Here is a 20026-nt window from a genome sequence, read left to right as displayed (position 1 = left end):
AGTACTCAAACATTTTTTGGAATAAGTATGGCTGAAGACATCGAGCAGCAACCAGAGCAACAACCTGATCAAAACGTGACGCCACAGCGAAGTTTATTACGCCGTGTATTGCTGATCATTTTATTTATTCTGATCTTTTTTGTGGCTTCGCTTGCCGTAATGTTTTCAACAGACAAAGGCAGTAAATTCTTACTTGACCGTGCTTTGTCCACTCAACAGATTATTCAGTATGAATATGAAGGTGGAAATTTACTTCAAGGCATCATTCTAAAAAATGTATTGGTGACGCTGAAATCAGTTGATGTGAAAATTGATAGAGCTGATGTCACTTTGGGTTGGCGTGCCATATTAGATAAAGAAATTCATTTGAATCGTGCCGATGTCCGAAATTTGCGTGTCATTAACAAGTCACCGCCAAGTGATGAGCCATTTAAGTTTAGTGAAATTAAACTCCCTTTTGTTTTACGTGTTGATCAAGCCGATATCGATCAATTGGTCATTCAGACTTCAAGTTCTAAAGTACAATTTAATGACATTATCCTAAACGAAGCACTATGGTCAGGTACTGAGCTTAAGTTTGAAGATTCACAGTTTGATATGGGTTATTTGTCTGTAAAAAAAGCAACAGGTCAGATGGATTTTAAAGGTAAATATCCGTTAGATGCGCAAGCAGTTGTAAGACTCCCATCTTTAAAGTCGATCAACGTTGAGGATATTTATCTCCATGCAAAAGGCTCTTTAGATACCATTCAAGCGGGCATTGCCACGCGTACCCCTGATTTATTAACAGGTTGGGCAGTGGTACATCCAGTTCGCAAAAATGTACCGATGCAAGGTGCTTTAAACTTTAAAGATTATCACTGGCCTTTAATGCTAGAACAGGAGCTCTTATCTAAACAAGGAGTTGCTAAGTTTTCTGGAGATATCCAACGTTTGAATTTGGATATTAATACCGATATTTCTGGTAAAAATATTCCTCAAGGACAATATACTGCGCTGGCGCATACAGATCTCGTCAATGAATTGAATATTTCAAACCTGAATGGTCAATTGATGAATGGGGCGCTGAATCTTGCGGGTGTCTTAGGATGGAAGGATAAAGTCACTTGGGATGTGCAAGGTCGCTTAGATAAAATCAATCCTAAAGATAAAGTGATTCCACAGGTGGTGCAAGATTTTCTGCCAGAACGTTTGGATGCCAAAATTGCCTCAGCTGGGTCGTTAGAGGAGGGATTAGCTCTCACAGCACTTATTGATTTTGACCAATATGAAACATGGAATTTAAATCTTAATCAAGCTGAACAAAAAAATAATAAACCGAATCCAATGTTGCTAGATGTCGCTTGGAAAAATATTGATCGTGCTGTTCCGTACATTGGTTGGTTAAGTAGTGAATCTGGGGATGTAAAACTTGCTTTAGTTGAAGGTCAACAAAATATTCATGTGGCAACCGTAGTTGGTGCAAATGAAAAAGGAACTTTACCTGCTGGCAAATACAATGCCCAATTAGACCTTAAAGGTAATGATCTTCATGTTCCTTCATTTATCTATCAAGCAGATGGAAAAGGATCTTTACAAGCAAATGCCAAGGTTGAATTACCATCTGATCAAAGACAGTTGAAGTGGAATGCGGTGCTTAATGCAAAAGACTTTAATCCGCAAACCATCAGTTCTGCTGCTCCTGTAAATTTATTAAATGGACAAATTCAAGCGAGTGGCTTTGCTCGACCTAACCAGCAAATTATTCAGTTAAATCAGATCAATCTTTCAGGTCAACTTGCCAATCAAAATCCACCGGAAACAATTAAGCTGACTGGCTCAAGTACAGCAGCCATTCTTCTACATGATGAAAAGTCGGGTGGTGGCTTTAAAGGCTTCGCAGTCAATTATGATGGTGCATTACATGCAAGCCAACTGCCACAAGGGGATGGTCAGCTTAAAATACGTGTAGCAGGCACACCTCAGCGCATCAATATTTCCGAATTTAAACATCATGGTGCTGCGGGTCAGATCAATGCCAATGGTTTAGTCAATTTAGCCAATGGAATCGGATGGGACATTAATGCTTCTTTAATACGCTTTAAGCCTCATTATTTTGTTTCAAGTGTTAAAGGGGAAATTTCAGGTAATGTCAAAACGGATGGTGTTTGGTCAGATCGTTTGAAAAAAATTAATATTGATCGACTCAATCTCGCTGGCATGATCAATAAAAAACCGCTGAGAGCAAAAGGTAATCTTGCTGTAATTCTTAATTCGAATCAGACAGGTTTCTTGCCACAACAGTTTGAAGCCAATAATTTGTATTTGGTGTATGCGCAGAATCAGATTCAAGCCGAAGGGAATGCTCAGAATCTTCGCGTTAAGATTGACGCGCCTGCATTATTTGAGCTTTATCCTGGTTTACGTGGTCGTGCGCAAGGTTTTGTTAATGTGCAGTCTCAACCGAGATTGTCAGCAACTGCGAATGTGAAGGTGAATAACTTTGGTTTCAATGATCTTGTCAGTATCAAATCACTCAACATCCAAGGGGAATTACCAACTTCAGATACAGTGCCTACTGCATTAACTGCAAGAATGGACAGTTTAAGAAGTGGCAATCGTGAGATTCAAAACGCTGAAGTCTCGATTGCTGGCACGCGAAAAGCACATTTATTGAAAGTCCAAGCCGCGAACAAGCTGTCTAAATTTTATGTACAACTGGCAGGTGGATTTAATCCTGCGAATGATTGGTTAGGTCAAATTCAAAAAGGTGACTTTGACTCAGCACGCGCGCATTTAAAACAGGCCCAACCTGCACCTGTGATTTATAATACTGCGAAAACAGAATTATTTGTGGGTGCTCATTGCTGGACCAGTAATCAAAGCCAACTTTGCTTCGATCAGCCCTTACGTGTGAGTAAGACCAAAGGTAGCGCCTCATTTGTGAGTCGGAATTTAGATCTTGGTGACTTTGCCGCATTTATGCCTGAAGGTTTCGCAATTACGGGTAAAATGGATGGTTATGCTAAAGCGTCTTGGGGGCAAGGCATTCAACCAAAAATCGATGCCAAACTTGTTACGCGTAATGGTGTTGTCGGTCTAGCAGCTGCCGATCCAGATGATATCAGCACCACGATGAACTACGATGAAGTAAGTCTTATTGCACGAAGTATTCGTGAAGGATTATTACTTCGTGCTGATTTGAAAGCTCCGAATATTGGGACTGGATATGCAAATGTTGTGGTGAATCCATTTGTTGATTCGAAACCAATGCGTGGTGAAGTTGCTCTGAGTCAAGTACAACTGAAAATTTTAAAACCATTCATTTCGGATGTGCGTAAAATCGATGGTAATTTATCCCTTGCGGGTAAAATCAGTGGGACATTGACTCAACCGTTATTTAACGGCGAAATGCGACTTAAAAATGGTTCAATCAGCATGATTTCGTTACCTGTTAATCTCACGAATATTCAGCTGTATTCATCTATTCGTCAAAACCAAGCGACGATCGATGGCGCTTTCAATAGTGGTCGAGGTGTGGGCAAGTTAACGGGTGATATCGATTGGAAAAATGATCCTAGAATTCGTTTAAAACTCAAAGGTGATAATTTATTTATTCGCCAAGCACCATTAATCACAGCTGTTCTGAACACTGAAATGGATTTAGATGCACGTCCTATCAGTAAGCAGTTAACTTTGAATGGTAAAGTTGAAGTTCCGCGTGCGCTGATTTCAATGCCAGAATCGAGCGCGTCCGTAGTGCCTTTATCAGCCGATGTTCGAGTGGTACGTGAAGGTGATAACCAACTCGCGGTACTTAAGGCTGCAAAGCCATGGGATATCCGCGCTGACTTAGAATTAAATTTAGGAAACCAAGTAATTTTCCAAGGCTTTAATAGTCGTATTCCATTACTTGGGCGAATTTATTTAACGCAACGCGGATTAGAAACTGCCATGCGTGCCAATGGTGCGATTGGTGTAAGTAAACGCGTTACCATTGAAGCTTATGGGCAGTCTTTAGAATTAAGTCGTGCAATTGCACGTTTCAATGGCGCATTGTCCAACCCAACCCTTGAGGTTGAAGCAAGTAAACTCATTTCAGGCAGTACAGTTGGTGTGCGTGTTACTGGAACTGCAAGCAGTCCAAATATCCAAGTCTTTAATGATGCCGGGTTGTCTGAACAAGAAGCAATGAATGCCTTAATTACAGGTCGAATCAATGAAGGTTCAAGTAGCTTGAGTCAAGCAGAAGGCTTTAAGTCAGATGTGAACAATACCATTGCTGCAGCGGGGATTAGCTTAGGGCTTGGTGGTACACGTGCTTTAACCAATCAAATTGGACAGACATTTGGGTTAAGTGGTCTTGCTCTTGATGCGCAAGGAACAGGCGATGACACTCAAGTGAGTGTGACAGGTTATCTGACCCCTGATTTATATATCCGTTATGGTGTTGGTGTCTTTACGCCAGTCAATAAATTGACGCTACGATATCAGATGAACCAAAGACTCTATCTGGAAGCAAGTCAGTCTTTAGAAAAAGCCATTGATATTTTCTACAATTGGAGATTCTAAAAGGTAAAAGGGCTTCAATCGAAGCCCTTTTTAATTCACTGTATAAACCGAAATTAAATTTAAGCCCTATTGTTAAAATGCTAGACTTAAAATTTATCGGACAAGAAAGATTTAAAAAATGAAAACAATTGCAATATTCATCGCGATGATAGCAGCAACACTCATGGCGGGCTGTCAAACCACTCAAACTGAGCAACTTACTCCAAAAATTGGAATGGCTAATCCTGCAAGCAAATTTTGTGTTCAACAAGGTGGAAAATTAGAAATACGTGATGAGGCAAATGGTCAAGTGGGTTATTGCCAGTTGCCAGATGGTGTTGTGGTAGAGGAATGGGAACTATTTAGACATCATCAAAATATTTGCAAGCCTGAAGAAGCGAAAAAATTAGTCGGTATGCATAATCTTGATGATCAACAGATTTTGAATAAAACCAAAGCCAAAATTATTCGCCGTGTCGGACCAAATGATCTGGTTACTATGGATTATCGAAATGATCGTATTACAGTAACCGTGGATGATCAGAATAAAATTATTCGCTCAAGCTGTGGCTAATGAACGAGAAATGTCATTACACGATTTCCTATTCGGTTTAACTCGATTATCATAGCCGCAACAGGAGAGATGTATGAACAAATTCGTGATTCTGGGTGCTGTACTTGGTTCAGCCGTTTTGCTCAGTGCTTGTGAAGAAAAAAAACCACTAACCCCTGAAGAAGTCTGGCATGGTTACTGTACCAGTATTGGTAATGCTGCACGATCTATTTTGCTAGACCGTCAAAATGGTATCGAGAAAACTGCGGCGGTCGAACATGCTTCTAAACTGACCGATCCGACGACGAAGAAATTTGTAGATGCTCAAATTGAGAAGGTCTATGCTTATCCTGCGAATCAATTAGAAGTGGATCGTGATGCACTAATGGCTAAATTCAAAAAAGAAGCAACGGATGAGTGTTTAGCCACTCCTTACGATAAAGATAATCTGCCTGACTACAAACAGTTTTAAGGCGCCACAATAAGATCGACCATAAATAAGAGGGAAGCGTAAGTTTCCCTTTTTTTGTCGAAATTAATTACAAATTTTGATTAGCATTAAAATAGAAAAGCTTATATAAAAATAAGATAAATAAAACAAAAGGAGCGGAACAATGGAAGTGGTCGCATACTTGAATAATGCCGATCTTCTGCTTGAAGATGAGAATGGTGTTGCTGTAATTAATGGCAGCCATTACGTCCTAAGTTTAGGGGATCGAGTCTATCTTAAAAATATGATCAATGAACATGCCAAAATTTATCAGGTACACATTAGTTTTGCCTGTGCCGAACACCGCATGCTACATGATGATGAAATTCTGGTCAGATTCGAAGGAACACGAGAAAGTCTGCAACAATATTTAGATCGCACGACTGTCCACTAAGGTTGAATAGTCAAAAAAGAATTTAAAAGGCAACATCTTGTTGCCTTTTATTTATTTCAGATCCGTAAAAACTTCATGTTAATGTCAGAATTGTTCGATAAAACAACATATTGAGCAATGAGTAATCAGAAGAGAGATCATTTAGTAAGAAAATAATGGTCATCACAAAGAAACACTCTTCTTGCATTAACTTTTAACCGGAATTTTAGTAAAATTTAGCAGTCCATATTATTTGCAGGCTTTATAAGCAGGATATTGCAAGTAATTTTTTAAAGAAGAGGAATAACACCGTGCTAGAAGCTTACCGCCAACACGTTGCAGAACGTGCCGCACTCGGAGTCCCACCGAAGCCACTTGATGACGCTCAAACAGCTGCATTAGTTGAATTATTAAAAAATCCACCAGCTGGCGAAGAAGCATTCTTAGTTGATTTGCTTGAAAACCGTGTTCCAGCAGGTGTTGACCAAGCTGCTTACGTAAAAGCTGCTTTCTTGGCTGCTTTGGCGAAAGGTGAAGCGACTTCTCCATTAGTTTCTAAAGAGCGTGCGGTTTACTTACTAGGTACTATGCTTGGTGGTTACAACGTTGCTCCTTTAGTTGAATTATTAGAAGACGCAGCGCTTGGTGCTTTAGCTGCTGAAGCGCTTAAGAAAACACTTCTTGTTTTCGATGCGTTCCATGACGTTGCTGATAAAGCAAAAGCAGGTAACGAAAACGCGAAAGCTGTTCTTCAATCTTGGGCTGACGCTGAATGGTTCACTAGCCGTAAAGACGTTCCAGAAGAAATCAAACTTACAGTTTTCAAAGTTACTGGCGAAACTAACACTGACGACTTGTCACCTGCACAAGACGCTTGGAGCCGTCCAGACATTCCGTTACACGCGAATGCAATGCTTAAAAACGTACGTGATGGTATTAACCCAGAAGTTCCTGGTGAAGTTGGTCCATTAAGCCAAATCAAAGACTTAATCGCGAAAGGCAACCAAGTTGCTTACGTGGGTGACGTTGTTGGTACAGGTTCTTCTCGTAAATCTGCTACAAACTCTGTGCTTTGGTTCTTTGGTGACGAAATCGCTCACATTCCAAACAAGAAAGAAGGCGGTTACTGCTTAGGTTCTAAGATTGCTCCGATTTTCTTCAACACTATGGAAGACGCAGGTGCGTTACCTGTTGAGATCGACGTTGCAAACATGAACATGGGCGACGAAATCACGTTAAAGATTGACAAAGCGACTGCAAAAGTTACAGCGTTCAAAGATGGCGCTCAAATTGCTGAAGCTGAGTTAAAAACTCCAGTACTTCTAGACGAAGTACGTGCGGGTGGTCGTATTAACTTGATCATTGGTCGTGGCTTGACTACTAAAGCACGTGAAGAATTGGGTCTTCCTGCTTCTGACTTGTTCCGTACTCCAGTTCAACCAGCTGCAACTGGCAAAGGCTTCACGCTTGCTCAGAAGATGGTTGGTCGTGCTTGTGGTCTTCCAGAAGGTCAAGGTGTACTTCCAGGTACTTACTGCGAACCTAAGATGACAACTGTTGGTTCTCAAGATACAACAGGTCCAATGACGCGTGACGAATTGAAAGACTTAGCTTGCTTAGGTTTCTCTGCTGACCTCGTAATGCAATCTTTCTGTCATACTGCTGCGTATCCAAAACCAGTTGACGTTCAAATGCAACATACGCTTCCTGATTTCATCATGAACCGTGGTGGTGTATCACTACGTCCAGGTGACGGTATTATCCACTCTTGGTTAAACCGTATGCTTCTTCCAGATACAGTAGGTACTGGTGGTGACTCGCATACTCGTTTCCCAATCGGTATTTCTTTCCCAGCGGGTTCTGGTCTTGTAGCGTTCGCTGCAGCAACTGGTGTTATGCCACTTGATATGCCTGAATCAGTTCTTGTGAAGTTCAAAGGTAAAATGCAACCTGGTATCACTTTACGTGACCTAGTACATGCGATTCCTTACTACGCAATTAAAGAAGGTGACTTAACTGTAGAGAAGAAAGGTAAGAAAAACATCTTCTCTGGTCGTATCTTAGAGATCGACTTATCAGAAATGGAAACTGACTTAACTGTTGAGCAAGCATTCGAACTATCTGATGCTTCTGCTGAACGCTCTGCTGCTGGTTGTGCGATCACACTTTCTGAAGAGAAAGTTGCTGAATACCTTCGTTCAAACATCACGATGTTGAAGTGGATGATCTCTGAAGGTTATGGCGATGCTCGTACTATGGCGCGCCGTGTTGAGAACATGGAAAAATGGTTAGCTAATCCATCACTTCTTAAAGCTGATGCTGACGCTGAATACACGAAAGTGTATGAAATCGACCTTGCTGACATCAAAGAACCTATCCTTTGCTGCCCGAACGATCCAGATGATGCAAAACTTCTTTCTGACGTTCAAGGCGACAAAATTGATGAAGTATTCATCGGTTCTTGTATGACTAACATCGGTCACTTCCGTGCAGCTGGTAAACTTTTAGACAAAGTACCTGGTGGTTCTTTATCTACTCGTCTTTGGTTAGCTCCTCCAACTCGTATGGACGAACGCCAATTGATGGAAGAAGGTTTCTACAATACTTATGGTAAAGCTGGCGCGCGTACAGAAATGCCAGGTTGTTCATTATGTATGGGTAACCAAGCACGTGTAGCTCCAAATACAACTGTTGTATCTACTTCTACGCGTAACTTCCCGAACCGTTTAGGTCAAGGTGCAAACGTTTACTTGGCTTCTGCTGAGCTTGCATCTGTTGCTGCGGTACTTGGTAAGTTGCCAACTCCTGAAGAATACCAACAGTATGCTGCTCAAATCGACAGCATGTCTGCGGATATCTACAAGTACTTGAACTTCGATCAAATGAACGACTATACAGACGCTGCTAAAGACGTTGATACGAAGAAAATTGCTGCTGCTCAATTGTCTTAATGAGCTAGGGTAAAGAAAAGCCGAAAGGCTTTTCCCTAGCGCAAGAGTAAATCTATGATTTGCTTGAAAATTAAGCGTTAAGCAATATAAGATAAGGGCTGATTTATCAGCCCTTATTTTTATGCAAAATTATTATGAAAATAAATTCGATGCTTTGTTTTTGAATTTTGGTCCAGAACTAGCAAAAGAAAAAATTGTACAAGAACTTTTGTATAAAAGTTCACAACCCAAACATGGAGTTTTTAAAAATAAATTTGATATGTTCTGGCAATCAAGTTTTATTAAATTACTCACTGTTGATGATATAAAAAGTCAAAATTATATTCTCGCATTAAGTCAATATATTCGTTTAAATTCGATTGATAAAAATATTTGTCTAAATTATTTAAAACTTGATGTTCAAAGTTTTATTTTGGCAGTACGTTATTCAGGGATAATACTTCATTCTGCTCATTATTCATGGTGTCTACTAAGGGAAATTGAACAAGAATTTACAAATGAAACCCTTACTAGTTTTTTTCAGACTGTAGAGTATTTACAATCACAATATACGCATCGATTAGAAATTTATGATGATATTAAGAATAGGCTGAATATCGGTCAAATTACAGCTATGGCTTTTGGCAGTTTATATGCTTATGAGTATTTGATTCCAAATCAAGATTACTTTGATTATTTGCCTTATCAATTTGATAGAAATGAAAATAATTCGGCACAAACAGTGTGGAATGCTTTTGATGAAATTGTTAAAACATCAAAAAAAAATACTAAAAAATTATCTGAAGAGTCAATTGCTTTAGCATTAAAAAATAAACTTATGCCTTTGTTGATTGAAGACGGGATGACACCACAGCTTCTACAGCAATATGAATTATATAAAAAACTTGTGGCAATAAAAGTTGAGATTATTAACTACCAAAGAAATGTACTTGAGTCATTTTGTTTTGACGAAGATGTAAATTATAAATTCAAAAATTGTGAACTAATTTATACAAATGCAAAAAAAGATAAAGATGTTTGGTTTAAAAAACACTCTTTATTATTAAATTATTGGCTAAGTATAGGTACTAAAAAACTTTTAAACTCAGATGTTGTGTATAGCATTATAAATACTGGTGAGAATTTAGAAGCTAATGCAATTGCTTTATCAAAAGCATTTGGTATCCAAGAACAATTAGATCACGTCTATGGGATTGTAGACTTCAGTATTAACAATCAAAAACTTGATGCGTATGAAACCATGATTACCATGACTTTATCGCAAGCCCATTATTTAAAAGATCATATTGAAAAATTTATAAGTTTTTTACCTCATTCTCAAAGTAATTTGCAAGCCTTAATGCGACTCACTATGCATGGTTTTATGATCGGTGAAAATAGAATGCCTTTCACATTTGCTAGGCAAGAAGACAAGATTAAAAGAATGTCATCTTGGATAAAAGGTAGTTCAAATTCTGTCAAAAAAAAGAAAATGGAACAAATCTTGAATTTTTGGACTTGTGACTTGTACAGTGAAGATGATTATTCCACATTTCAACAAAAACCATTTTACAAAATTGATGATTTTGTTTTTCAATTTCCATGGCTAACTGCATTTCAAAATGTAAATTCGATGATGATTAATTATGTGCGCAAGCTACATAAAAATCGTTTGGAGCTTAAAAATGAAACAGATAAGATTGAATTAAACTTAGCTGAGAAATTTAAGAATGTTGGATTTAAGGTAATTTGCCAATATCAACCTCTAGATAGAGAAGTTGGCGAAATTGATCTAATCGCAATATATGAAAATTTTGTCATTGTTGCAGAAGTAAAATCAACTTATATTAAAAGTAGTATTCAAGAAATCTATGAATATCGAAACTTCACGTTAAATAAAGCAGCTTATCAACTATCTAAAAAAGTGACCTACATTAGAAATGAATTTTTGAAGCAATATTTTGAAAATTTAGATGATGTAAAAATTCATTCTTGGATTATAGATACAACATTAGAATTTGATCACCAATATTTTGAAAATCATTTAAAAATATCTATGGATGAAATCATTATATCTTTAAATGGAAAGGCTGATTTTATGAACTCCTTCATAGATGATTCATTTGATCTAGAGAAAGAAGCGAATCCTGTTGATGTTGTACAGTTTATTGATGATATTGAGAATGATAGATTTTGGAAAAATCAACTTGGGAATTATGATAATTATATGAATAGTATGCTGAGTAAATTGAATGTTTAAACACCCCCGCTTCCTCTGTATCGGTGGCTTCCTCAACGGAACACAAATTAAAGACCAAGGCGACAGCTTTGTTTGTATGACCAACGGAAAGAATGAAACTTATACGAAGAAGGTCATTTTCCATCAAGAAGCATGGGATCATGACTACTACGTGTTTGAAAACATCACCGACCAACAAGCCAAAGAGTGGGTGTTTCAAAAATATGGAGAAACCGTCATCTACCGAAAAAGAAAGCCCATGAAAAAGCCCCGTAATTAAAAAATTAACGGGGCTAGTCGTACCACTCACGTGATACTCATATAAGGCTCATCTCATACTGCCTGCATTAAAACACATTCAAATAGATTCGTCATGCTGAATCGAATATAAATTCAAATCGACTACTGCGAAAATCTTACAAGCACGTAACCATAAATAAAACAGACAGCAACAATCTAGAAAGGTGAAATAAATAGAATAAGCAAAAAATGAACACAGCATGAATATGAAAAGCCTACTTACATTAAGTTTAATCAGTCTATCGCTCATTGCATGTTCAAGCGTGGAGATTAAAAATTCTGATTCAGAAGAAGACGCACGTTATCAGAGATATAAAGATGAAACAGTAAACATGTCTGAATACGATAAACAGCGCTATTACAATCAGCACCACCTAGGTGTAGTCGAGCCAGATCGAGTTCGCGAATCAATTCGAGAACAAAGAAGAAAACAATCGCAATAAACCAACAGTGCAGTACAAATAAATGTACTGCCTATAAATCATTGAAAAATTACATTTCAGTAGCTGAATAAAGCAATAATCTTTGTGAAAATTGATTAAAATTAAAATATTAGGGAAATACAATGAATTTTGAAGTTGATGCCTTTGGCACCATCGTGATTGCCGTATTTTTTCTATTTATTGGGCGATACCTTGTCAACCGAGTCCAATTCTTTAAAAACTACAATTTACCTGAACCTGTGATTGGCGGTTTGGTCGCAGCAATTACAGCATTCATCTTATTTAAATTCTTTAATATCAGTGCCACATTTGATGCGCAAATTCAAAGCATTTTAATGCTGATGTTCTTTACCTCTGTGGGCTTAGGTGCAGATTTTGTTAAATTAAAAGATGGCGGGAAAGCCCTATTTATATTTTTGTTCTGTGTGATCGGATTTGTGATCGTTCAAAATATTGTTGGGGTGAGTTTAGCGACGGTTTTAGGCTTAGATCCTCTTATTGGTTTAATTGTGGGTTCAATCACCTTAACGGGTGGTCATGGCACGGCAGGTGCATGGGGCCAAGTGCTTGAAACCCAGCATGGCATTCAAGGTGCTATTGTATTGGGTATGGCAAGTGCGACCTTTGGTCTGATCATTGGTGGTATCGTTGGCGGTCCAGTTGCTAAATTTTTAATTAAACGTCATCAACTGGCTAACAAAATTGACAATGATCAAAACGAATCACAATTGGATGATCAGTTAAAATCTGCACCATTTGAATATCCAAAAAAGACACGCTTAATTACTGCAAGTAATGCGGTTTCGACCCTTGGTATGTTTGCACTTTGTATATTCACGGCAAACTTAATGACAGATTTTAGTCAGGGTAAATGGTTTGAGCTTCCAACCTTTGTTTGGGCGCTAGGTTCAGGTGTGATTTTGAGAAATCTGCTTGAACATGTATTCAAAGTAAATATCTTTGATCGTGCGATTGACGTGTTTGGAAATGCATCTTTATCACTTTATTTATCTATGGCATTGTTATCACTACAACTGTGGTTATTAGCAGATTTGGCAGGTCCGTTAGTCACGATTCTGATTGTGCAAATGCTGGTATTGATTTTATACACTGCTTTTGTGACATTTAAGGTGATGGGGAGCAACTACGATGCTGCGGTTTTATCAGCAGGTCATTGTGGTTTTGGTATGGGTGCGACGCCAACGGCTATTGCCAATATTCAAGCAGTAACCAATACCTATGGTCCTTCACACAAAGCATTCTTACTCATTCCACTGACAGGTGCATTTTTCATCGATATTGTAAATGCGATAGTGATCCAGCTCTCCATTGGGATATTGGGATAGAGCAAGTTTAAAAAAACCGCCTTAAAGGCGGTTTTTTACTTATGGAGACTTATATATGCAGTTGAGATTCGATCATCGGCCAAATATTTTGATGCGACTGTTTGAACATCATCATGTGTCCAATCGCTTTATGGCCAAGCTCTTTGGGTTTGAGTTCGATCGCTTCAGTAGGTGCATTAGGATACAAACGAAGTAAATCCTGAACATTTGCTTCGGTTGCAATCTCATCATCACTTGCCCAAATGGCCGTGACAGGAATTCGTATCTCTTTGTGATAATCTTGATCTAGGGTAACCGTTTTGCCAATTGCATTAATAACATAGCCTGGTTGACTACAAAATTGAGCCCAGTCACGTGCAACATCTTTCGGTAGATTTTCCCCCATACCAATGGCTTGGGTAGGGCCGTAACCGAGCATCATACGTGCGAGAGGAAAAATACCTTTAAACATCACAGGGGCAAGTAGTTTCGTACGACCTTTGAGCCCTTTTACATGCCCAGTCGAACCTGCAATTGCAACGACTTTTGCAACTTTATTATGATTTGGGGTAATCCCAATGAGTTGTCCGCCGGCGCTGTGACCAACAAGAATAACTTGCTTGGCATGGGTAAGTTGTAAGAGTTGATCAATCGCAGCGGGAATATCTAACTGTCCCCATTGCACAATACTTGCTTTGGATTGCTTCAATGGGCCATAAAGAGAAGCACCAATACCACTAAAATCAAACACCATTACGGCATAGCCTTGTTGGTTAAGCCATTCGCAAAATCGATGATAAAACTTTTGAGTAATTCCAGTGGCAGGGCACACCAAGACGGGAAGACGCTTTGAATGCTCGGCAGGAAAAAAGGTAGCAGCGAGTTCGTATTGATCCTGACGAATAATTTTAATTTTTTGCATAATTTAAACTGTGCATGTATCCGTAATCAAAATACTTTACTGCAGTTCTAAAAGATCAAACCAACAAATAATGACTGTTGCGTTTGTGAAATGACTGTTCAGTCGTGAAAGCAACCTGTTTCAAGAAGTGCCAATAATAATGGAAAGTATTCCTGCTGCAATTAAAGGTCCAACAGGGACGCCACGTAAAATAGCCACACCTGCTACAGTACCAATCAGAAGTCCAGCGACAATATTTGGCTGATTCGCCATAAGCGTTACGCCACGACCACCTAACCATGCCACCAGTAACCCGATTCCAATAGCTAAAATTGAGTTTAAGCTCAAGAATGATTTGAGGATATCTTTACCCGGAATGGTGCCACTGGCAATTGGCGTGAGTACGCCAATGGTGAGGATAATAATGCCGATATTTAAACCATGCTGTTGAAGCAATGGAAAATACTCGTTTAAAGGGGTGATACGAAAAACAATAAGTACTGCGACTGCAATTGTGACAGCTGTATTTTGACTGAATATTCCACATGCCAATAAAATGATTAGAACGATTAAATTGAGGTCTAATTGAGACATAAAGAAGATCCAGTGCTTATCAGGACAGTACTTGAAAGTTATAATAGTTTAACTGATTTAAAGTCTGCATTCAGATGGCATCCTTTAAATTTCAACGAATATTGTAAGTAATGGAAGTGATTCATGGTTCTGGAAAAAATGTTACAGTCTCAAGGCTTTGGATCACGAAAATATTGTCAACAATTAATTAAAGCTGGTGCAGTGGTCATTGATGGTACTGTGATCACGGACCCGAAATATAAACTGAAGCTTCAAGGTCTTAGCTTCCACGTGTATAACGATGAATATACTTATCGTGAAAAAGTTTATATAGCACTCAATAAACCTGTAGGCTATGAATGCTCGCATCAAGCGACGCATCACTTCAGCGTGTTTGAATTAATCGATGACATATTGTTGCAAAGGGGAGTGCAAACAGTCGGACGTTTAGATCAAGACACGACTGGTATATTGTTACTTACAGATGATGGACAATTTCTGCAAGCGCTGACTCATCCTAAAAAACATGTTCCTAAAGTTTATCAAATGCATACAGCAGATCCAGTCACTGAGCAGCAAATCATTCAATTGGGTCAAGGTGTAGAGCTTCGCAATGAAACAGGATTGTTTCAAGCAACAGACATTCAACTCATAAGCGAACAACACCTACAATTTACAGTGCATCAAGGTGTTTATCATCAAGTTAAACGTATGGTTGCTGCTGTGGGAAATCGTGTTGAATCATTGCATCGACTGCAAATTGGACAATTAAAATTAGATCAGCTTGCTGAAGGTGAATATTGCTATCTCACTGAACAGCAAATACTCGCCGCAAAAAATCAAAGTCCAGATGCTCAACTCCTTTAGATTTAAATCATCAATGCTAAAGACTCTATTCTCAAGACGATATGTTATGTAATGCCTTAAGATAGAAAGCAATGATAGGTTTGGAATTCATTGTCTTTGACGAAGCCCATCTTTTCGTAAAGTTGGTGAGATTGAAAGTTACTTCGTTGTGTTTCTAATGAAATTCGACTGGCTTTTTCGGATTGTGCAAACAAAATTGCAGTGTCAATGAGTTGTTTAGCTGAACCTTGTCTTCTATAAATTGGAGTGACATATACATCATCTAAAATGTAGTAGCTTGAACAAGCATGGGACGAAAAACCTAGATAAAGAATCACGAACCCAGTGATTACATCATTTTTGATGTGAATAAAAATAACACTTTGTTGGTTTTCGAATCGCTGTTTTAGAAAATCATAGGATTGTTGAATATTGGATGATGCACCATAAAACTGTCGGTATTCATCAAAAAGTACAGCGAGTTGATTGAGATCTTCTGTTGTGGCTTTCCGTACTATCACTGTTGAGCTCTCCTCAGATCATTATTTTTAATCTTGTTATGATGAAGAGCTAAACATATTTGCGCAGGGCGCTGTAAATTAAATTGTTTAGAAATACGACAAAGTTAACTTATGTCAAAAATTAATCTTTATCGCTTTCACCCAAAAGTGCATTCAATTCTGCAAAAAAATCGTCGTCATCTAAACTCGAAGTTGTAGTATTGGAATCTTGTTGTTCTTGCTTAAGCTTTTTGAGTTTCAACAATTGATCCATGTTGATCGTTTGATTTTCGATTGCAAAAGGAATGGACTTTGTCAGTACAACTTGTTTGAAAAATAAACGCACTGCTTGCGCTGGTGTAATCCCCAATTGCTTAAAAACTGCAAAGGCTTGTTTTTTTTCTTGTGAGTCAAGTCGGACTTGATAAACTTCTGTTTTTCTCATGAATTAAAACCAAACGACTCTAAATTTAAGTGCTTATTTTAATCTAAGTAAATGTAATTTCAATGTCTGAACGTGAAAATTATATAAATATGTCATTACAATGAATCTACAATGTCAGTGTTTGCGTGCTTTTAAAGTGCATTTCAATATTTAATATCGGATCAATAAATTGAAGCTCATCAGCAAGTAATTGCAACGGAGCACTGAAATCATCCTCAGCTTTATGCGCGATTAGCGGATAAAAAGGATCATTTTTGATTGGAATGTTGAGCGCATTGAGGTGAACGCGGAGTTGATGTTGCTTACCGGTCAGTGGTTTCAAAATATATCGTCCCCACTGTGAATTGTGTTCTATCAGGTCAATTTCAGTGACAGAGTTGGTGACGCCTTCACATACTTTCATTATATAAAATGGATTTCCCTTTTCCATGCGCAATTCAACTGTTCGTGGAAAGACTAATTCTTTTGAGTAAGGTGCGATGGCTTGATATGTTTTGGATACCTTTCGATCTGCAAAAAGTTGTTGATAGACTCCGCGACTTTCGACTTTTTTTGAAAATAAAACAACACCTGCTGTTTCGCGGTCTAAACGATGAATCGGTGTGAGATGAGGATTATCAGTGAACTGCTTTAATCTCACCAATAAGGTTTCTTGAACATATTGACCTGTCGGACTCATGGTTAAAAAATGAGGTTTATCCACCACGAGCAGTTCATCGTTTTCGTATAAAATTTTTTCCTTAAACGGAACATGAATTTCGTTTGCTAAAAAACGATAATAAAAAATATGAGAATTAGGTTGATACGCCGAGTTGATTGAAAGTTTATTGCCATCTGCATTATAAATAAGACCATCTTGAAAACGTTGTTGCCACTCCAGTGCGTCTATATGAGAAAAGGCTTGAATGAGAAAATCATAAATCGTAATTGGGGAGATTTGTAGATTTGGAAGAAATACTTTGCTGGCTGTTACACCATTGATCATCGGTGGCGTAAAACTTGGGGCACTTTCTGAATTTGATTTTGGCATAACAAGACAACAGAATAAAAAAATGATCAGATGAATGAGTTTTTGAACAAGTCTAGATAGGCACTGTTCAGGAGCATGCTATTATACCTCTTCAACAGATGTCTAATGTGATCCAGATGCAATATTCTTTTCAACTCAACTTAAATGATGAAGCAGATACTCAAAAATTAGCTGCATGTTTAGGGCAGTGTATTGAAAAGGGTGTCATATACCTCATTGGAGATTTGGGTGCGGGTAAAACCACCCTGACGCGTTATTGGCTGCAAAATTTAGGTCATCGTGGTGCGGTTAAAAGCCCGACTTATACACTGGTTGAACCCTATAAAATCAATCAGCAGGATGTCTTTCATTTTGATTTGTATCGTTTGAATGATCCTTATGAACTTGAGTTGATGGGTCTTCGTGATTATCTGGATATTGCTGATGCGCTATTCTTGTTTGAATGGCCCTCTAAAGGTGGTGACGAAATTCCAAATGCAGATGTTATCTTGAATATTGAGAAATCTGATGATGAATCAGTACGTCATGTCACGATTTCTTCAAATGATGAAGCTTTACTCGCAAAATTAAAGACACAGTTTTAAATAATTCTATGGCGTATGATCTTAGCTTGAATCGAATTCAAACCTTATCTCCTGCATTAGCAAACCAAATTGCTGCGGGAGAGGTAATTGAACGTCCTGCATCAGTGGTGAAGGAACTTCTAGAAAACTCCATTGATGCAGGTGCGACTGAATTAATCATTCGAGTCGAACAAGGCGGTAGTACGCTGATTGAGATTATCGATAATGGCAAAGGAATTCATCCTGAGGATCTGCCGCTTGCGGTCATGCGTCATGCGACCAGTAAAATTCAAACTGCTGAAGATTTACATGCAATTATGAGCTTAGGTTTTCGCGGAGAAGCCTTGGCTTCCATTGCTGCTGTTTCGCGCTTGACCTTGACCAGTAGTCGTGATGATTCAGGAATTGGTTATCAGGTCGAAGTAAACGGCACGGCCTTTGATCATCAAGAGATTCAAGCTGTTGCTACTCAGCAAGGCACACACATACGTGTACAAGATTTATTTTTTAATGTGCCAGCAAGACGAAAGTTTTTAAAAAAGCCAAATACGGAATTTGGTCACATTGAAGAAATCGTACGGCGCTTAGCCTTAACGCATTTCGATATTCGGATTGTGCTGGAACATAATGGTGCTATTCGTTTAAATTTGCCTGTCGCAGACAGTGGTCAACTCAGATTTCAACGTGTACAGCAGCTTTTAGGTCGACAATTTACGGAAAATGCGTATTGGATCGATGCTGATAGTGTCAATATGCGCTTATCAGGATGGTTAGGTCATCCTTCTGATGCTCGAGCACAAAGTGATTTGCAGTATATGTACGTGAATGGTCGTATCGTAAAAGATAAAACAATCTCTCATGCTTTGCGAATGGCCTATGATGGCATCTTGCATGGGCATCAACATGCAGCTTATTTGTTGTTCTTAGAAGTTGATCCTGAATTTATTGATGTGAATGTGCATCCGACTAAACATGAAATTCGATTTTTGAATCAACGTGAAGTACACGAATTTGTACGTCATTTTGCCAAAGAAACTTTGTCGCAATTTCAAACTGCGACTGCGGATTTAGCCCAGGCTTTAAAGCTTGATCAAGATGTCATCGCACCATCAGTACAGTTACCACGTTATCAAGAGCAATTTAATCTGCATCAAAATGCTCCAGCATCGCCCCCTATGTCCCAGACGTTGCAGGAATCGAGTCATGAGGGCTATTTAACAGATTTTAGTGTTAAACAGCCTCAGTCAGTTCAATATAGTGCGCCGAGCCAGCCTTATTTAAATTCTAATATCAGTAATGCACTCAAATCTTATTTGGCACCTTTGAAAGAAACGTCATCTAATTTTGAAGTTCCTCATGATGCTGAGATAGAATCAACATCGTCTAGAGTTGATGAGTTCCCCTTGGGGATTGCAATTGCACAACTTCATGGAATTTATATTCTGGCGCAAAATTCTGAAGGTTTGATCATTGTGGATATGCATGCTGCGCATGAGCGAATCTTGTTGCAGCAAATGAAATCTGCTTGGGATAAACCTGAATTTTGGACATCACAGCAGTTGCTTATTCCAAAAGTGATTTCAATTACACGCATGCAAGCCACGCGTATCGAAGACCTTAAGCTTCAGTTGGCGCGGCTTGGTTTAGAAATTGATCAATATGGCGATGAGCAAGTGATAGTGCGAGGTGTGCCTGCTATTTTGCACAAAGCTGATTTTAATGCATTAATCCCAGAACTTTTGAATGATCTTGATCCCAATGATGAGGCCAGTGCTTTACAACAAAAAAGAGACCATATCTTGGCAGGGATGGCATGTCATGGCGCAGTGCGTGCGCATCGAATGTTAAGTATTTCTGAAATGAATGCACTGTTGAGGCAGATGGAACAAACTGAGTTTGCAAGTCAATGTAATCATGGACGACCGACTTGGAGAGCTTTTCCACTTAGTCAATTAGATAAATTATTTGCTCGAGGAGAGTAATTG

At 38.6% G+C, this 20026-nt stretch carries 17 protein-coding genes; 12 read left to right on the top strand and 5 right to left on the bottom strand.

Going from position 1 to position 20026, the window contains the following annotated elements; translation table 11 throughout:
* Positions 1–27: 27 nt before the first annotated feature.
* From AC1M9J_RS00390 to gltS, 9 genes are all read left to right on the top strand, one after another.
* Complete coding sequence (locus AC1M9J_RS00390) at positions 28–4551, top strand: translocation/assembly module TamB domain-containing protein (RefSeq protein ID WP_481595462.1); 4524 nt, start codon at positions 28–30, stop codon at positions 4549–4551.
* Between the two features lie 118 nt (positions 4552–4669).
* Positions 4670–5104 carry an I78 family peptidase inhibitor gene (locus AC1M9J_RS00385; protein WP_481595461.1) on the top strand — a complete coding sequence of 145 codons (435 nt, stop codon included), beginning with the start codon at positions 4670–4672 and terminating at the stop codon, positions 5102–5104.
* 73 nt (positions 5105–5177) lie between these two features.
* Complete coding sequence (locus AC1M9J_RS00380; protein ID WP_035267099.1) at positions 5178–5555, top strand: hypothetical protein; 378 nt, start codon at positions 5178–5180, stop codon at positions 5553–5555.
* A gap of 142 nt (positions 5556–5697) precedes the next feature.
* On the top strand, positions 5698–5967 hold the full coding sequence (locus AC1M9J_RS00375) for a hypothetical protein (RefSeq protein ID WP_481951674.1): 270 nt from the start codon (positions 5698–5700) through the stop codon (positions 5965–5967).
* A gap of 290 nt (positions 5968–6257) precedes the next feature.
* A complete protein-coding gene (locus AC1M9J_RS00370) occupies positions 6258–8897 on the top strand; it encodes a bifunctional aconitate hydratase 2/2-methylisocitrate dehydratase (protein WP_481951673.1) in 2640 nt (879 codons plus the stop codon).
* Between the two features lie 121 nt (positions 8898–9018).
* Positions 9019–11136: a hypothetical protein gene (locus AC1M9J_RS00365; RefSeq protein WP_481951672.1), complete on the top strand. Its 2118-nt coding sequence runs from the start codon at positions 9019–9021 to the stop codon at positions 11134–11136.
* On the top strand, positions 11129–11395 hold the full coding sequence (locus AC1M9J_RS00360; protein WP_481606988.1) for a hypothetical protein: 267 nt from the start codon (positions 11129–11131) through the stop codon (positions 11393–11395). The genes AC1M9J_RS00365 and AC1M9J_RS00360 overlap by 8 nt, the downstream gene beginning before the upstream one ends.
* Positions 11396–11615: 220 nt before the next feature.
* Entirely contained in the window at positions 11616–11858 is a 243-nt protein-coding gene (locus AC1M9J_RS00355) for a hypothetical protein (RefSeq protein WP_481951671.1), read from the top strand.
* Positions 11859–11980: 122 nt separating this feature from the next.
* Entirely contained in the window at positions 11981–13204 is a 1224-nt protein-coding gene (gene gltS / locus AC1M9J_RS00350; protein ID WP_481587009.1) for a sodium/glutamate symporter, read from the top strand.
* Between the two features lie 49 nt (positions 13205–13253).
* Here gltS and AC1M9J_RS00345 read toward each other — a convergent pair whose 3' ends face one another.
* Positions 13254–14105 (bottom strand): alpha/beta hydrolase family protein, encoded by an 852-nt coding sequence (locus AC1M9J_RS00345; protein WP_481951670.1) that lies wholly within the window; start codon positions 14103–14105, stop codon positions 13254–13256.
* A 120-nt stretch (positions 14106–14225) separates the two neighbouring features.
* The gene (locus tag AC1M9J_RS00340; RefSeq protein WP_092766204.1) at positions 14226–14678 is read right to left on the bottom strand and encodes a DUF441 domain-containing protein; all 453 of its coding nucleotides are present in this window, start codon (positions 14676–14678) and stop codon (positions 14226–14228) included.
* A gap of 123 nt (positions 14679–14801) precedes the next feature.
* Between AC1M9J_RS00340 and AC1M9J_RS00335 the strand changes: the two genes are divergently transcribed.
* Positions 14802–15524: a pseudouridine synthase gene (locus tag AC1M9J_RS00335; protein ID WP_481596916.1), complete on the top strand. Its 723-nt coding sequence runs from the start codon at positions 14802–14804 to the stop codon at positions 15522–15524.
* Positions 15525–15580: 56 nt separating this feature from the next.
* Here AC1M9J_RS00335 and AC1M9J_RS00330 read toward each other — a convergent pair whose 3' ends face one another.
* From AC1M9J_RS00330 to AC1M9J_RS00320, 3 genes are all read right to left on the bottom strand, one after another.
* On the bottom strand, positions 15581–16024 hold the full coding sequence (locus AC1M9J_RS00330; RefSeq protein WP_035264628.1) for a GNAT family N-acetyltransferase: 444 nt from the start codon (positions 16022–16024) through the stop codon (positions 15581–15583).
* A 121-nt stretch (positions 16025–16145) separates the two neighbouring features.
* Positions 16146–16448: a type II toxin-antitoxin system RelB/DinJ family antitoxin gene (locus AC1M9J_RS00325; RefSeq protein WP_092766206.1), complete on the bottom strand. Its 303-nt coding sequence runs from the start codon at positions 16446–16448 to the stop codon at positions 16146–16148.
* A 106-nt stretch (positions 16449–16554) separates the two neighbouring features.
* Positions 16555–17478 carry an RluA family pseudouridine synthase gene (locus AC1M9J_RS00320; protein WP_481951669.1) on the bottom strand — a complete coding sequence of 308 codons (924 nt, stop codon included), beginning with the start codon at positions 17476–17478 and terminating at the stop codon, positions 16555–16557.
* 116 nt (positions 17479–17594) lie between these two features.
* On the opposite strand from AC1M9J_RS00320, the gene tsaE reads away from it, so the two are divergent.
* Together tsaE and mutL are read left to right on the top strand one after the other, a co-directional pair.
* Entirely contained in the window at positions 17595–18062 is a 468-nt protein-coding gene (tsaE, locus tag AC1M9J_RS00315) for a tRNA (adenosine(37)-N6)-threonylcarbamoyltransferase complex ATPase subunit type 1 TsaE (protein WP_481595451.1), read from the top strand.
* Positions 18063–18070: 8 nt separating this feature from the next.
* Positions 18071–20023 (top strand): DNA mismatch repair endonuclease MutL, encoded by a 1953-nt coding sequence (gene mutL, locus AC1M9J_RS00310; RefSeq protein ID WP_481951668.1) that lies wholly within the window; start codon positions 18071–18073, stop codon positions 20021–20023.
* Positions 20024–20026 lie beyond the last annotated feature (3 nt).

The organism is Acinetobacter sp. ANC_7588 (assembly GCF_056783995.1).
The sequence above is the reverse complement of the archived record's forward strand: the minus strand, read 5'-3'. Positions and strand labels throughout refer to the sequence as shown.

What these genes read in the sequence shown, in the direction of transcription:
- AC1M9J_RS00390 (WP_481595462.1), top strand. Translation starts at nt 28, where the DNA reads ATGGCTGAAGACATCGAGCAGCAACCAGAGCAACAACCTGATCAAAAC.
- AC1M9J_RS00385 (WP_481595461.1), top strand. Translation starts at nt 4,670, where the DNA reads ATGAAAACAATTGCAATATTCATCGCGATGATAGCAGCAACACTCATG.
- AC1M9J_RS00380 (WP_035267099.1), top strand. Translation starts at nt 5,178, where the DNA reads ATGAACAAATTCGTGATTCTGGGTGCTGTACTTGGTTCAGCCGTTTTG.
- AC1M9J_RS00375 (WP_481951674.1), top strand. Translation starts at nt 5,698, where the DNA reads ATGGAAGTGGTCGCATACTTGAATAATGCCGATCTTCTGCTTGAAGAT.
- AC1M9J_RS00365 (WP_481951672.1), top strand. Translation starts at nt 9,019, where the DNA reads ATGCAAAATTATTATGAAAATAAATTCGATGCTTTGTTTTTGAATTTT.
- AC1M9J_RS00360 (WP_481606988.1), top strand. Translation starts at nt 11,129, where the DNA reads ATGTTTAAACACCCCCGCTTCCTCTGTATCGGTGGCTTCCTCAACGGA.
- AC1M9J_RS00355 (WP_481951671.1), top strand. Translation starts at nt 11,616, where the DNA reads ATGAATATGAAAAGCCTACTTACATTAAGTTTAATCAGTCTATCGCTC.
- gltS (WP_481587009.1), top strand. Translation starts at nt 11,981, where the DNA reads ATGAATTTTGAAGTTGATGCCTTTGGCACCATCGTGATTGCCGTATTT.
- AC1M9J_RS00345 (WP_481951670.1), bottom strand. Translation starts at nt 14,105, where the DNA reads ATGCAAAAAATTAAAATTATTCGTCAGGATCAATACGAACTCGCTGCT.
- AC1M9J_RS00340 (WP_092766204.1), bottom strand. Translation starts at nt 14,678, where the DNA reads ATGTCTCAATTAGACCTCAATTTAATCGTTCTAATCATTTTATTGGCA.
- AC1M9J_RS00335 (WP_481596916.1), top strand. Translation starts at nt 14,802, where the DNA reads ATGGTTCTGGAAAAAATGTTACAGTCTCAAGGCTTTGGATCACGAAAA.
- AC1M9J_RS00325 (WP_092766206.1), bottom strand. Translation starts at nt 16,448, where the DNA reads ATGAGAAAAACAGAAGTTTATCAAGTCCGACTTGACTCACAAGAAAAA.
- AC1M9J_RS00320 (WP_481951669.1), bottom strand. Translation starts at nt 17,478, where the DNA reads ATGCCAAAATCAAATTCAGAAAGTGCCCCAAGTTTTACGCCACCGATG.
- tsaE (WP_481595451.1), top strand. Translation starts at nt 17,595, where the DNA reads ATGCAATATTCTTTTCAACTCAACTTAAATGATGAAGCAGATACTCAA.
- mutL (WP_481951668.1), top strand. Translation starts at nt 18,071, where the DNA reads ATGGCGTATGATCTTAGCTTGAATCGAATTCAAACCTTATCTCCTGCA.